This window comes from Pseudomonas sp. UW4 (genome assembly GCF_000316175.1).
GTDB classification, from domain to species: domain Bacteria; phylum Pseudomonadota; class Gammaproteobacteria; order Pseudomonadales; family Pseudomonadaceae; genus Aquipseudomonas; species Aquipseudomonas laurylsulfatiphila.
Genome location: NC_019670.1, coordinates 2,581,680 through 2,595,160 on the forward strand (window position 1 = coordinate 2,581,680; position 13,481 = coordinate 2,595,160).

Sequence of the window (13,481 nt, forward strand, 5' to 3'; positions counted from 1 at the left end):
CGCCTGATGGAGAGCAGTGGATTTGGGCCTCATCGTATAAGGATCCACTCTATAGGTAAATATCCGCGAAATGGTTCGTTACATCGGGCGGCGGGTCAGATGAGCCCAGCGGGGGTGGTGTGGGGCTGGATTCAATCTCAAGGTGAATCGGAGCCGCGGTCCGGAAAAGAGACCGCGGCGACCAATCAATCAGGCGGTGGGCAGCAGGCCTTTCTGTTTGGCGACATGGGTCGCCAGTGCATCCATCAAGTCCGGGGACAGGCAGTCGTAGGGTTCCAGGCCGATCGAGCGCAAGCGCTCGCGGATCGCCTTCATTTGCCCTGGCGGTGTGCCGGTTTCGATGATGGAGGACACGAACGCCGCAAATCCCGGCGCTGCCCATCCGCTCTGTGGCGAAAGCTCGGTGTGGACGAAATCCAGGCCATAAAACGCATGGTCCTTGTTTTCGATGCGCCCGAAGAGATGGGCGTGACACTGCTTGCAGGCGTGGCGCTGGATGGTGGCGGCTGCGTCGACAATCGCCAGTTTTTCGCCGTGGGCAATCACGCTGACCTTATCTCGAGGCACCACGGCGATGACAGCGAATATCGCGTTTTGTGGTTTCCAGCATTTGCTGCAGCCGCATGCGTGGTTATGCAGGGTTTGTGCGTCGATCCTGACCTCGACCTTGTCGGTCGCACATAGGCATTGCAGGGTGCCGCCTGTGAAATTCGCGGCGGCGGGTTGGATACCCTTGTCCAGTGCAGGGTGAAGTTGCAAGGTGCTCATGCTGGCGTCTCCGTTTCAGGGGGCAGACAAAGATACCTGGGGCCGTGCCCCGGACCGTTGGATCATCGGATTTTGAAAAGGACACAGTGCATAAACGAGTGACCTCCTTCGGTGCGACCGGTTGGTTACCCAGATCAAGAATAGTCTGCGATGACGCCTTGAGCGCGGCCAGGGTTACCTCACCGCAGCCGCAAGGTTTCAAACAGCGCGCGGTCTTCTTTTTTGGCCGAGCGGGCATGGCGCCGAATGACCTGCAACAGGCATTCGGTGAAGCAGACTGCCGGATTGCTCAGTGCGCCATTGCGGCGTGTCACGATGCTCAGCTGCCGGGGCTCGAACTGCTCGGTCAGCCCCAGGGATACCACACGCCCCAGAAATGGCGGGGCGGTGCTCACGATCGAAGGCCCCCAGGTGCACATGTCGGCCCGCTCGACCATCATCTGCAAAATGGCCAGTGAGTGAGCACGCAGGATTCGACTCTCGTCAATCTGCGCGCCGTGTTTCCAGAACAGTTCCTGCATCAGCCCATCGTGCCCGTCAGGCGCGTAGTTCAGGGTCCAGTTTTCTTCCAGTAGCTCGTGGATCGATCGCGCATGCTGTCGGGCGTGACCCTCGCGGACCAGCACCGAGGTCTGGTAATCGAGCAAGGTTTCGCTGGCGAATTCCTGGGTCGATTGGGTGGGATGGAGTTGGCCAATCGCGAAGTCCATGCTGCCGTCGCGCAACAGCGGTTGGGCAACGGCCATCAGGCTCTCGAACAGTTCCAGCCTGATTTGTGGCATACGCTCGCGAAAAACCGCCACGACTTCGGGCAGGAAGGTCAGGGCGATCCATGGTGTGACCCCGACGCAGAGCCGGCCCTGGGCCTTCCCACGCATGTGATCAAGCTCGGTCTGTGCGTGCTCCAGTTGCTTGATCACCAGCCTGGCGTGAGTCAGCAGCACTTTGCCGTATTCGGTGAAGTTCAGACCGCTGGCGGTTCGGGTAAACAGCGGTAGCTGCTGGCTGGTTTCCAGCTCGCGCAGTGCTTTGGTCACCGCGGCCTGGGAAATCTCCAGCGACCGAGCGGCCGCGCGGATGCTGCCGGTTTCGGCGCTGGCAATCAGCGCCTGTAATTGATGCAGTTTCATCTGCTCACCCTGGTGACAACTCATGGTTGTCATCATAACCAAACTGCGGCTCCCCAGCCCAGCGCCAGTTCCCTAAGATCGATCCCGACAGCGCTTTTGCTGCCGTACAGCCCCTGTCGAAGGAGAACACTCATGAATGCCGGTTTGGTCCTGCCTGGTATTGCCGCGATGCAAGATGAAATGATCGCGATACGTCACAGCATTCACGCGCACCCTGAGCTGGGTTTTGAAGAATTCGCCACCAGTGAGCGGGTTGCCGCGTGTCTGACTCAGTGGGGCTTTGAGGTCAGCACCGGGGTGGGCAAGACCGGGGTCGTTGCCACCCTGAAAAATGGCGAGGGTCGGTCCATTGGCTTGCGCGCCGACATGGATGCGTTGCCGATCCAGGAAACCTCCGGTTTGCCTTATGCCAGCCGGATAGACGGTGTCATGCATGCCTGCGGTCACGACGGACATACCGCCATCCTGCTGGCGGCGGGTCAGTATCTAGCGCGGACACGGACATTCATCGGCACCGTGCACCTGATTTTCCAACCGGCGGAAGAGGGGCTGGGTGGTGCCAGGAAAATGCTGGAGGACGGACTGCTCGAACGGTTTCCGTGTGACGCGATCTTCGCCATGCATAACGTGCCGGGTTACCCCGTCGGGCATTTGGGTTTTTACAGCGGACCGTTCATGGCGTCTGCCGACACAGTGAACATCAAGATCATCGGCAACGGCGGCCATGGCGCTGTGCCGCACAAAGCCGTCGACCCGGTGGTGGTCGGTGCCTCGATCGTGATGGCCCTGCAAAGCATCGTCTCGCGCAACGTCAACCCGCAGGAGATGGCGATTATCACCGTGGGTTCCCTGCAAGCCGGGAGCGCCTCGAATGTCATCCCGTCCAGCGCCGACTTGAGCCTGAGCGTACGCGCCCTGACTCCCGAGGTTCGCCGTTTGCTGGAGGTCAGGATCACCGAATTGGTCAAGGGCCAGGCCGAGAGTTTCGGCGCCCGGGTCCACATCGATTACCAGCACTGCCATCCGGTGTTGATCAACGATCCCGATCAGACGGCATTTGCCCATGAAGTCGCCCGTGAGTGGCTGGGAGATGAACACCTGATCGATGACTTGCGGCCATTCACGGCCAGCGAGGACTTTGCCTTTGTCCTGGAAAAGTGCCCCGGCAGCTATCTGGTAATCGGCAATGGCGAGGGCGAAGGCGGGTGCCTGCTGCACAACCCCGGCTATGACTTCAATGACGGCTGCCTGCCGGTAGGCGCGAGCTATTGGGTCAAGTTGGTCGAACGTTTTCTGAGTTGAGACGGCGCATTTTCACCCGTTGTGCCGGTAAAAAATCTACGGTCTGAGAGGAATAAAAATGAACAAGATGATTGCAGCCGTTTCCCTGGTGTTCCTGACGGCCTCGAGCCTGGCGGGGGCGGCCGACTGGTCCGGCAAAGTGTTGAAGCTGGGGGTGGACCCGACGTATCCACCGCTGGAGTACAAGAACCAGGATGGCACGCTGACCGGCTTCGGGGTCGACATTGCCGAGGCGTTGTGCGCCGAACTGAAAGCCCGCTGCGTCTGGGTGGAAAGCAGTTGGGACGGGATGATCCCGGCACTGCTGGCGCGCAAGTTCGATGCGGTGGCGTCTTCGATGACCATCACCCCCAAACGCCTTGAGCAGATTGCGTTTACCGACAAGGTGTCCAATGCACCGGCACGCCTGGTGGCCAAGCGTGGATCGGGATTACAGCCGACCCTCGAATCACTCAAGGGCAAGAGCATCGGTGTGGAGCAGGGCTCGACCCAGGAGTCCTATGCCAAAGCGGTTTGGGGTTCCAAGGGCGTGGACGTTCTTTCCTATCAGAATCAGGACCAGGTGTACGCCGACCTGGTAGTGGGGCGACTTGATGCCTCGTTGCAGGGTGCCATTCAAGCCAGCTACGGCTTCCTGAAAACAGCGGCGGGTCAGGACTATGAATTTGCCGGTGCCACGCTGGAGGACCCGGGCTTCTTCGGCGTCGGCGATGGCCTTGGTCTGCGCAAGGGCGATGTCGCGTTGCGCGAAGACTTGAACAAAGCCCTGGCAACCATTATCGCCAACGGTACTTACGCGCGGATCAACGACAAGTACTTCGATTTCGACGTCTACGGCGCTAGGTAAACCGTCGTCGTGACCTTGAACAGGGCGCTCGCTCGAGCGCTCTTTTGCCCCCTTCACCTCACCCTAACAAGAACAAGGAGAGTGAGATGCTTCTGGAAGGTTTTGGCCCGCAGATCCTGCTGGGCACCCTGGCTACCGTCAAACTGGCGCTTTGTTCATTGCTGATCGCCGTCCTGGCCGGGCTGATCGGCGCCAGTTCCAAGTTGTCGTCCAATCGATTGTTGCGCGCACTGGCGGCGGGGTATACGACCGTGATCCGCAGCATGCCGGACCTGGTGATCATGTTGCTGCTGTTCTTCAGCCTGCAGATGTTGCTCAACCGGATCACCGACTGGCTGGGCATCACTCAGATCGACATCGACCCCTTTCTGGCCGGTGTCGTGACGCTGGCGTTCATTTACGGGGCCTACTTTACCGAGACGTTTCGCGGTGCCTTCCAGGCCGTCCCGGCGGGGCAGATCGAAGCGGCGAGGGCTTACGGTATGACCCGTGGGGAAACCTTTCGCAAGGTCCTCTTTCCACAAATGCTGCGCCACGCCTTGCCGGGCATCGGCAACAACTGGCAGGTGCTGATCAAGTCGACGGCCCTGGTGTCGATCATCGGCCTGACCGATGTGGTCAAGGCCACGCAGGATGCGGGCAAGGGCTCGATGCAGTTCTTTTACTTCACCCTGGTCGGCGGCCTGATTTACCTCGCCATTACCACGGTCTCCAATGGCGTGTTGCTGTGGCTTGAGCGCCGCTACTCGGTCGGCGTCAGGAAGGCTGCGCTATGACCGCCATTCTCGAAAACTACTGGCAGGCTTACCTGTGGAGTGACGGGCCGCACTTTTCCGGGCTGGTGGTCACCTTGTGGCTGCTGATTCTGGCGGTGGCGATGGGTTTTTTGCTGGCGGTGCCGTTGTCGATGGCCCGCGTCAGCCGCAACCCGCTGCTGCGCCTGCCGGTCTGGTGCTACACCTACGTGTTTCGTGGCACCCCGTTGTACATCCAGCTGCTGTTCTTCTACACCGGGGTGTACAGCTTGCATGTGGTGCGGTCCCAGGACTTTCTCAACGCGTTTTTCCGTGACGGCTTCAACTGCACGGTGCTCGCGTTCGGGCTCAATACCTGCGCCTACATGACCGAGATTTTTGCCGGCGCCATCAGGGCGACCGCCCACGGTGAAGTCGAGGCCGCCAGTGCCTACGGAATGAGCCGGTTCACGCTTTATCGGCGAATTATCCTGCCGTCGGCGTTGCGCCGTGCGCTGCCGTTTTTCAGCAATGAAGTGATCCTGATGCTGCATTCCACTTCCGTGGCCTTTACCGCCACCGTGCCCGATTTGCTGAAGATCGCCCGGGATGTCAACTCGGCGACCTATGCATCCTTCACTGCTTTTGGCATTGCCGGCGTGTTGTACGCCGCCTGTGCTTTTTTCCTGATCTGGCTGTTTCGACGCGGCGAACTGCATTGGCTGGCCTACCTCAAACCGCGCACGCACTGACCCCTATCGGACTTGCTCGAATGTATAAATTGATCGTTGAAGATATCCATAAAAACTACGGCAACCATGAAGTACTGAAAGGGGTTTCGCTCAGGGCCAGGGCGGGTGATGTGATCAGCATCATCGGCTCCTCCGGGTCCGGGAAAAGTACCTTCCTGCGTTGTATCAACCATCTTGAACAACCGTCGGCCGGGCGCATTGTCGTCAACGACGAAGAGTTGCTCACCCGCAGAAACTCGAGGGGCGAACTGTGTGTGGTTGACCCCGGGCAGTTGCGGAGCCTGCGCAGCCGGTTGTCGATGGTGTTCCAGCACTTCAATTTGTGGAGCCACATGACCGTGCTGGAAAACATCATCGAGTGCCCGATGAGCGTGCTCGGTATCAGTCGGGTGCAGGCACTGGAGCGGGCGCGTCATTACCTTGCCAAGGTGGGGCTGCCACAAAAAGTCGAGCTCCAGTACCCGGTGCATTTGTCCGGCGGCCAGCAACAACGGGTGGCCATTGCCCGTGCATTGGCCATGGAACCCGAGGTGATGCTGTTCGACGAACCGACCTCGGCCCTAGACCCTGAACTGGTGGGTGAGGTGCTCAAGGTCATGCAGCAACTGGCCGAAGAGGGCAGGACGATGGTGGTCGTCACTCACGAAATGGCGTTTGCCCGGCAGGTGTCGAACCACGTCATGTTTCTGCATCAGGGGCGAGTGGAGGAGTCGGGCGCGCCGGGCACGCTGCTGGAACAGCCGCAAAGCGAGCGGTTGCAGCAGTTCCTGGCCGGGAGTCTCAAGTAGCTGCCCGTTAATCTGCGAAAGAAAGGCACCGGCGTTCAATTGCGGGTGCCCAGGGGAGACAGACTTCACAAGGGGGATTTCTGACAGCAGTGCCGAGAGAGTATTTCGACTTTCCAGGCGTGAAGGATAATTTCGAGTACTAACGTCAGCACAGCAATCGACCGGCTGCTTTTGGCCGATTCTGTTGAAAAAGTAGCTCCCCCGTCTGGCCTGCGGCAAAATTCGCGCATCGGCCAGCAGGGAAACACGCAGTATGATGGGACAGTTATCGAGTGGGCAGGAGCGACTGTTTTACTCGTTCAACCTTGAAGATCACATCCCCGCCAATCACCTTCTGCGCAGCATTGATCGGTGTCTCGATCTGAGCGACTTGCGCCATTACCTCGCCGATTTTTACAGCCCAATTGGGCGTCCTTCGATTGACCCAGAGTTGATGATCCGCATGCTGATCGTGGGCTATTGCTACGGCATTCGCTCAGAGCGGCGGTTGTGCGAAGAGGCCCATCTGAACCTGGCGTATCGCTGGTTCTGCCGGTTGAGCCTTGAAGATGAAGTGCCCAATCACTCGACCTTTTCCAAAAATCGACACGGCCGTTTTCGGGACAGCGATCTATTTCGCTGGCTGTTCAATGAAGTGCTGCGTCGCTGCATGGATGCGGGGTTGGTGAAGGGCGAAGGCTTTGCCGTGGACGCCAGCATCATCAAAGCGGATGCGAGTCGGCAGCGCGGCGTACCGGGAGATGAACAGGTCAACTGGAGCGATCCGGCCCTGAGCACCCGCGCCGTGCGTGAGTATCTTGAGGCACTCGATGAAGAGGCTCTGGCCGAAACGCTACCGAAGCGCCTGTCGCTGACGGATCCTCAGGCTCGCTGGACCGCCGCTCCAGGTGGCCCAGCGTTCTACGCTTACTCCACGAATTATCTGATCGATACCGAGCACGGTGTCATCGTGGATGTGGAACCCACACCGGCTCATCGCACGGCCGAAGTCGAGAGCACCAAGATCATGATGGAGCGGGTCGAGGCGCAGTTCGACATCAAGCCGGAGCGCCTTATTGGCGACACCGCTTACGGAACCGCGCCGATGCTGGCCTGGATGGTAGAGGAAAAGGACATCGAGCCGCATGTGCCGGTGTGGGACAAAACCGAGCGCAAGAACGACAGTTTTTCGAGCAACGATTTCCACTGGAATGAAGAGGCTGAGGAATACCGCTGTCCGGCCGGCAATGCATTACGTAGCGAATGGCGAGCCTTCAAAAACGAGCGTTCGCACGTCACCAAAGCCAACACCATCATCTTCCGATCCCGACAGGCCGACTGCGTAGCCTGTCCAATGAAGGCCAAGTGTTGCCCCAACACTGCGTTTCGCAAGATCGTCCGCAGCGTCCATGAAGCCGCTCGTGATGTGGCTCGACGCATCGCAGCGACGCCGGAGTATGTGCGCTCTCGCCACGAACGTAAGAAGGTCGAAATGTTGTTTGCCCACCTCAAGCGCATCCTGAAACTGGATCGCTTGCGACTACGTGGCATGAGTGGCGCGACTGATGAATTCACGCTGGCTGCTGCGGTGCAGAACCTGCGACGGCTGGCCAAATTTTCTTCTCAAGGGCCACCGGTTACGGGATAGGTGCGTCTGCACAAAGCAAAAAACCTCAAATCAACCCAATAACCGAGCTGCAAAGCTCAACGAAGGGCCGAAAAACCACTCAATGTGGTGAGTAGGTTCTCCGGTGGAGATCGTGCGTGAGTTCAGCCGATCTGCAAATCAGACTTTTTCAACAGAATCGGCCAAAAGCAGACGTTTACAAGCAGTTGGTATTTGCCCAGAGCTGCATGGCGCCAAAGGCAAGAATTGTCTCTATGCAATTGAAAATCAGATAGAGTTTCGACGGTTGACGGGACAGCATCAGCGGGAGTTACTCTGTCCCGCTCACCCATCAAGCATTAATGAGTGACGCGAGAAAAAAGAAATAGACCTAGGTCACCACGGCTCAAACTGCTGAATTGGAAGCCCGCCAGACATGGCGTGGCCAGAAGCGACGCTCTAATAACGGTGAGTTCCGTAATTGGTCCAGCACGCTCAGCCGATAGGGGCGCTTTGGTCGATAGCATCGGTGCGCTCCACTACTCGAATGCCTTTTTCCGCGAGCGCTTGCCGCACTGTCACTTGGTAGGTATCTATCGCATCGCGTAGCCAGGTCTCAAATTTTTGGCTAGCCGGTGAGTTCGGTCTTGCCTTGGGTTTGAACAGACTGTAGCTCTGCGCGCTGACCAGGCCCAGTGGGTAGGGGACGATCAGCTCGCCTGTTTGGATGGCGGGCAGTGCAAGGAAGCTGTCGCCGATGGTCAGACCGCCACCTGATGCGGCAACCGATAGGCACAGGGTGGTTTCATTGAACACTGTCTGCTGGCGACGCGGGCCGCCAGGCACCAGCCCGGTCAGGGTACACCACTCGTCCCAGACATCGTAATTGGCATCGATCAGGTAAGGCGCTTCGCAAGGCTTGCGGCCCTCACCTAAATAGGTTTCTGCAAAGCCGCGGGTGCAGACCAGAACGTCGATCCAGCGGCACAGCTCAGTTTCTTCCAGTCCTGCGCCAGCCCTGGCTCCGTGCATACCATAGAAAATTCGGAAGTCGAAATCCTCATCGAGGCGGAAGCTAAAGTTGTTTTCGGCGGTGATTTCTACGGATATCCCGGGATTGGCAACCAAGAACTTCCCAACCTGGCCGGCCAGCCAGCTTGACGCGAAGTCACGGCAGACCAACACCCGTAGATGCTCTCCCCGCCGTGCCCGGCGGCTGATGGTATCGGTGGTTAGCTTGATCAACTCGAAGGCCTGTTGCAGGGCAGCAAACAACTCGCGGCCCGCCGAAGTCAGGCGGATCACATTGCCCGTACGCTGGAGCAGGGCGCAGCCCATGTCGCTCTCCAACTGCGTAACCTGTTTTGACACTGCTGGACGCGTTACATGCAGCTCTTCCGCAGCGCACGAAATGCTATTGAGTCGGGCAACGGCCTCGAAGGCGCGAAGCGCTGTTAGCGACTGATGTTTTCTCAAGAAGGCGCTCCGTAACCTCAAGTGACTCAGGCTGAAATCTTGTCACTTGCCCGTATATGAGCCTGACTTTAGCTTGGACGTCAATCCCAACACGCAATTCCGAGGTTTCATAATGCTCCTACCAATCCGTTTTTCTTCGACCGGCCCAAGTGACTGGCAGCAATTGCCGAACGAGGCTCTTGAACATGCCGAACTGATCGAAGGCCGGCCGATGGGCCTGGATCATGCCTACTTCTGCCGTAGCGAACCACCAGTGAAGTCGGGTATCTGGCGCTGCGAACCCTACACCGAGCGTTACGAGAATTATCCGGCTGATGAGTTCATGGTGGTACTGGAGGGCGAGGTCACTCTCGAAGCAGACGGTTTCTGCGAAACCTATACCCAAGGTGATTCCTTTCTGGTGCCCAAGGGGTTTCGTGGCGTGTGGCGTCAGCCAGTTCCGATGTTGAAGTTTTATGTGATTGTCGGTTAGCCAGCTGAAGAGTTGGGTGCGAGTCATAACAATCAATCGCAAAGCCCAATCTGAGCAATCGCTCCTTTAAACCAACCCGGACCCTGAACCTGGCGCAGACATTGCCGAGCGGGGTGAATGGGTCTGCCTCCAGCATTACGTCTGTGGGAATCATTACCATGTCGACTCTTAAGCAAACATCGTTATCCAGCCCGCAAGACGAAGGGCGCTATGACTACATCATCGTCGGTGCCGGCGCAGCCGGTTGCGTTATGGCCAATCGCCTTGGTGAAGACCCGGACTTGCGGATATTGGTGATCGAGGCGGGTGGCAGCGATGCCTCGCTCTTCGTGTCGATGCCGGCCGCACTGTCGATCCCGATGAACACCAAACGCTTCAACTGGGGTATGAAGACCGAGCCGGAGCCTGGCCTGGATGGGCGGCAAGTGAACCTGCCCCGTGGCAAAGGGCTGGGCGGCTCATCGTCGATCAACGGCATGTGTTGGGTTCGCGGAAACCCCATGGATTATGAGCTATGGGAGGCGCTGGGTGCCGATGGCTGGCGCTGGTCCAACGTGCTGCCTTACTTCCAGCGTCTGGAAAACGTCGAGGGCGGAGGCTCTCTGCGCGGGGTCAATGGGCCGATGCACATCAAGCGGGGGCCGGAAACCAATCCACTCTATCGGGCCTTCGTCAAAGCCGGGAACGAGGCCGGCTACGCTTTAAGTGACAACATGAACAATCGGCAGCACGAAGGCTTCGGACCGATGGAAATGAACGTTTGCGACGGGCGCCGCATGAGCGCTGCCCGGGCCTATCTGCGGCCTGCCATCGCCCGGGGGAACGTACGTGTAATCAAGGGCGGCCTAGTTGACCGGGTGATGTTCGATGGCCGACGAGCAACCGGTGTTTTGTTTTCGGTAGCGGGCAAGCCTGCCCGAGCCATGGCCACGCGGGAAGTCATCCTGTCAGCTGGGGCCATCATGTCTCCGGTGATCCTCAAGCGATCGGGCGTGGGACCTGCGAGGGAGCTCGCGCAGCAGGGTATTGCGGTGATCCATGACTCACCCGAAGTGGGCGAAAACCTGATGGATCATATGGAGCTCTACCTCCAGATGGAGTGCACCCAGCCGGTTAGCCTGTTTCCCACCCAGAGCCTTCTGGGCAAGGCCAAGATCGGTATCGAGTGGCTCGCTACCCGGCGCGGGCCTGGTGCGACCAACCACTTCGAGAGCGGCGGTCATATTCGCAGCCGGGCGGGCATCGTTTATCCCGACATCCAGTTTCACTTCCTGCCGCTGGCCATCTCCTATGACGGGCAGACACTCGCCGCCGGGCATGGCTTCCAGGTGCATGTCGGCACAAAGCGTTCGAAGAGCCGCGGTTGGGTCAGGCTGCGTGACGCCCGTCCGGAAAGTTTGCCGCGAGTACGCTTCAACTACATGACCCATAGCGATGATTGGACGGAGTTCAGGGCCTGCGTGCGCCTAACGCGGGAGATCTTTGCCCAGCCGGCCTTCGCCCCTTATCGGGGCCGAGAACTGGCCCCGGGCGCGGCAGTGCAGGACGATGCGGCCATAGATGCCTTTCTCAAGCAGAAGTTGGAAAGCGCCTACCATCCCTGCGGCACTTGTCGTATGGGCAGCGACGAAGCTGCGGTGACATTCCCCGACGGTCGGGTGCGCGGCGTGGAGGCGCTGCGGGTGGTAGATGCCTCGCTGATGCCCGCCGCCACAGCTGGCGACTTGCAGGCACCAACACTGATGCTGGCCGAACGGCTGTCCGATTTGATCCGTGGCCGTCACCTGCCGGAGGCGCAGGGCGCCGAGTTACTGGCAGATCCGCAATGGGCCACCCGGCAACGCGGCCCCAATATCACCCGAGACTATTCCAGCGAGCGAAATCGGCTAGCGGCCGCGTTATTGGAAAATGCCAAGGGACAACAGCTGCCGATGGTGGCGGGTTGAGTCACAGCGTTACCGGGCAACGAAGCTTCGCATAATCGAGCTTTCGTTCTGCTTTCAGCTGTACAGGTAATAAAAGTTACTGCGATTGACCAGCAATTGGAGGGTGCCCCAGAAAGCTTGATGAATGAAGCCTCAGTGATTCAGCCCCGATCAATCTCAATTAGGAAAACAAGAAAATGGGAACGACATCAAACGGGAAAACAGCCACGGTGACGCCTGTCATTCAGCAGGGCCGACTCGATGGTGCGGAACGGCGCTCTGTAGATTTCGTACCGGTGTCGGAGCGCCATGGCACGGTGCGACATCTCGGTGCGGTCTGGTTAGTTGCCAACATCAACCTGACCGCAATGGCTACCGGCGTTACCACACTGGCGCTTGGCGGTTCACTGTTCTGGACTCTGGTTGCCACCGTGTTCGGTTCACTGTTCGGAACCCTTTTCATGGCTCTGCATTCTTCGCAGGGGCCTCACCTGGGTCTACCGCAGTTAGTTCAGTCCAGAGCACAGTTCGGATTTTTAGGGGCCGCAATCACGGTGTGGGTCTTCGCCTTTGTGAACTACTTCAACTACAACGTCGCCGACGCGATCCTTGCAGGATCGAGTCTGCATTTCCTCCTCGGGATTCCAACTTCCTGGGGGTTCCCAATCGCGGTATTGATCGCCGGCACCTTGGCGCTGTATGGCTACCGGTGGATCCATCGGGTTAACCGATTCCTGGTCGCACCGCTGGCCTTGACGGTTGTGATACTCACCTTTGCTGCAGTGGCGCGGGGCGGGATTCCTTCGGGGGCTTTCACTCCGGGGCCCATTCAATGGCATTCGTTCGCGACCACCTTCGTAATCGTCGCAGGTTTCCAGCTTGGTTGGGCGCCATACGTATCGGACTACTCCCGCTACCTCCCACCCACCGTTTCCACTCGATCGTCGTTCCTGTGGACCTATCTGCCTTCAGCGATATCAGCGCTATGGGTGATCGGCCTTGGCTCCTTGCTCGCGGCAGCGACCCCCGGCGTCTCCGTCATCATGGCGATCGCGCAAGGTGGCGACGCCCTGATGGCAGGAGGTGGTCGAATAGCCGTCGCATTGTTGTTCATCGGACTTCTGGTGGTGATGGCGCTCAACGCTTACGGAGGCAGCTTGACCCTGATCTCGATCGTTGACTGTTTCCGTCGGGTCCGGCCATCGTTGTTTTTGAGGGGCATCACAATCGTCGCGATGACCCTGTCCGTAGGCGTTGTCGCGGCAATGGTCGGGGAGGAACAATTCAATGTTTTCTACGGCAACGTATTGGTATTTCTGGCCTATCTGTTCACACCATGGACTGCAATAAACCTGGTGGACTTTTATATCGTTCGCAAGGGGTGTTATTCGATCCGCGAACTCTTCAATCCGGCCGGTATTTACGGCCGATGGGGATGGCAAGGAAACGTCGCCTATATCGGAGCACTGGTGACGATGGTGCCGTTTTTTGTCACCGAGCCTTTCACTGGATGGATAGCTCACCGGATGGGTGATATCGACATCTCGATGTTTGTAGGTCTTGTAGTCGCAAGCCTCCTCTATTTGCTCACATCTCGGACTCTTGATTTGAGCTACGAGCGAAGCCTGGTGGAAAAAGAAGGAATAGCTGGCGAGCTATGAAGGCAGCCCGATGTTTCGGGCAAAGAACTTATCCCTATCGA

12 protein-coding genes are annotated in these 13,481 nt (G+C 58.5%); 9 read left to right on the forward strand and 3 right to left on the reverse strand.

All coding sequences use genetic code 11. From position 1 onward, the window contains the following. Nucleotides 1-189: 189 nt before the first annotated feature. Nucleotides 190-768: an S-(hydroxymethyl)glutathione synthase gene (gene gfa / locus PPUTUW4_RS11210; RefSeq protein ID WP_015094751.1), complete on the reverse strand. Its 579-nt coding sequence runs from the start codon at nt 766-768 to the stop codon at nt 190-192. A 179-nt stretch (nt 769-947) separates the two neighbouring features. Further along, on the reverse strand, nt 948-1,898 hold the full coding sequence (locus PPUTUW4_RS11215; RefSeq protein WP_015094752.1) for a LysR substrate-binding domain-containing protein: 951 nt from the start codon (nt 1,896-1,898) through the stop codon (nt 948-950). 132 nt (nt 1,899-2,030) lie between these two features. Between PPUTUW4_RS11215 and PPUTUW4_RS11220 the strand changes: the two genes are divergently transcribed. The 6 genes from PPUTUW4_RS11220 (at nt 2,031) to PPUTUW4_RS11245 (ending at nt 7,948) form a co-directional block, all read left to right on the forward strand. Further along, nucleotides 2,031-3,200, forward strand: coding sequence for a M20 aminoacylase family protein (locus PPUTUW4_RS11220; protein ID WP_015094753.1), 1,170 nt, complete (start codon nt 2,031-2,033; stop codon nt 3,198-3,200). 58 nt (nt 3,201-3,258) lie between these two features. After that, on the forward strand, nt 3,259-4,047 hold the full coding sequence (locus tag PPUTUW4_RS11225; protein ID WP_015094754.1) for an ABC transporter substrate-binding protein: 789 nt from the start codon (nt 3,259-3,261) through the stop codon (nt 4,045-4,047). Nucleotides 4,048-4,133: 86 nt separating this feature from the next. Next, nucleotides 4,134-4,823 carry a histidine ABC transporter permease HisQ gene (gene hisQ, locus PPUTUW4_RS11230; RefSeq protein ID WP_015094755.1) on the forward strand — a complete coding sequence of 230 codons (690 nt, stop codon included), beginning with the start codon at nt 4,134-4,136 and terminating at the stop codon, nt 4,821-4,823. Continuing rightward, complete coding sequence (locus PPUTUW4_RS11235; protein ID WP_007978207.1) at nt 4,820-5,533, forward strand: ABC transporter permease; 714 nt, start codon at nt 4,820-4,822, stop codon at nt 5,531-5,533. Before hisQ ends, PPUTUW4_RS11235 begins: the two co-directional genes overlap by 4 nt. 20 nt (nt 5,534-5,553) lie before the next feature. Beyond that, on the forward strand, nt 5,554-6,321 hold the full coding sequence (locus PPUTUW4_RS11240) for an ATP-binding cassette domain-containing protein (protein ID WP_015094756.1): 768 nt from the start codon (nt 5,554-5,556) through the stop codon (nt 6,319-6,321). Nucleotides 6,322-6,574: 253 nt separating this feature from the next. Further along, complete coding sequence (locus PPUTUW4_RS11245) at nt 6,575-7,948, forward strand: IS1182 family transposase (RefSeq protein ID WP_015094673.1); 1,374 nt, start codon at nt 6,575-6,577, stop codon at nt 7,946-7,948. A gap of 453 nt (nt 7,949-8,401) precedes the next feature. On the opposite strand, the gene PPUTUW4_RS11250 is transcribed toward PPUTUW4_RS11245, so the two are convergent. Further along, nucleotides 8,402-9,403: a LysR family transcriptional regulator gene (locus PPUTUW4_RS11250; protein ID WP_343228945.1), complete on the reverse strand. Its 1,002-nt coding sequence runs from the start codon at nt 9,401-9,403 to the stop codon at nt 8,402-8,404. Nucleotides 9,404-9,494: 91 nt separating this feature from the next. Between PPUTUW4_RS11250 and PPUTUW4_RS11255 the strand changes: the two genes are divergently transcribed. The 3 genes from PPUTUW4_RS11255 to PPUTUW4_RS11265 all read left to right on the forward strand — a co-directional run bounded on the left by PPUTUW4_RS11255 (nt 9,495) and on the right by PPUTUW4_RS11265 (nt 13,440). After that, on the forward strand, nt 9,495-9,854 hold the full coding sequence (locus PPUTUW4_RS11255; RefSeq protein ID WP_007973008.1) for a cupin domain-containing protein: 360 nt from the start codon (nt 9,495-9,497) through the stop codon (nt 9,852-9,854). Nucleotides 9,855-10,012: 158 nt separating this feature from the next. Continuing rightward, the gene (locus PPUTUW4_RS11260) at nt 10,013-11,800 is read left to right on the forward strand and encodes a choline dehydrogenase (protein WP_015094758.1); all 1,788 of its coding nucleotides are present in this window, start codon (nt 10,013-10,015) and stop codon (nt 11,798-11,800) included. A gap of 176 nt (nt 11,801-11,976) precedes the next feature. Then, nucleotides 11,977-13,440 (forward strand): cytosine permease, encoded by a 1,464-nt coding sequence (locus PPUTUW4_RS11265; RefSeq protein WP_008060375.1) that lies wholly within the window; start codon nt 11,977-11,979, stop codon nt 13,438-13,440. The last annotated feature ends 41 nt before the right edge of the window (nt 13,441-13,481 follow it).

What these genes read in the sequence shown, in the direction of transcription:
- PPUTUW4_RS11235 (WP_007978207.1), top strand. Translation starts at nt 4,820, where the DNA reads ATGACCGCCATTCTCGAAAACTACTGGCAGGCTTACCTGTGGAGTGAC.
- PPUTUW4_RS11260 (WP_015094758.1), top strand. Translation starts at nt 10,013, where the DNA reads ATGTCGACTCTTAAGCAAACATCGTTATCCAGCCCGCAAGACGAAGGG.
- PPUTUW4_RS11255 (WP_007973008.1), top strand. Translation starts at nt 9,495, where the DNA reads ATGCTCCTACCAATCCGTTTTTCTTCGACCGGCCCAAGTGACTGGCAG.
- PPUTUW4_RS11265 (WP_008060375.1), top strand. Translation starts at nt 11,977, where the DNA reads ATGGGAACGACATCAAACGGGAAAACAGCCACGGTGACGCCTGTCATT.
- PPUTUW4_RS11215 (WP_015094752.1), bottom strand. Translation starts at nt 1,898, where the DNA reads ATGAAACTGCATCAATTACAGGCGCTGATTGCCAGCGCCGAAACCGGC.
- gfa (WP_015094751.1), bottom strand. Translation starts at nt 768, where the DNA reads ATGAGCACCTTGCAACTTCACCCTGCACTGGACAAGGGTATCCAACCC.
- hisQ (WP_015094755.1), top strand. Translation starts at nt 4,134, where the DNA reads ATGCTTCTGGAAGGTTTTGGCCCGCAGATCCTGCTGGGCACCCTGGCT.
- PPUTUW4_RS11225 (WP_015094754.1), top strand. Translation starts at nt 3,259, where the DNA reads ATGAACAAGATGATTGCAGCCGTTTCCCTGGTGTTCCTGACGGCCTCG.
- PPUTUW4_RS11220 (WP_015094753.1), top strand. Translation starts at nt 2,031, where the DNA reads ATGAATGCCGGTTTGGTCCTGCCTGGTATTGCCGCGATGCAAGATGAA.
- PPUTUW4_RS11245 (WP_015094673.1), top strand. Translation starts at nt 6,575, where the DNA reads ATGATGGGACAGTTATCGAGTGGGCAGGAGCGACTGTTTTACTCGTTC.
- PPUTUW4_RS11240 (WP_015094756.1), top strand. Translation starts at nt 5,554, where the DNA reads ATGTATAAATTGATCGTTGAAGATATCCATAAAAACTACGGCAACCAT.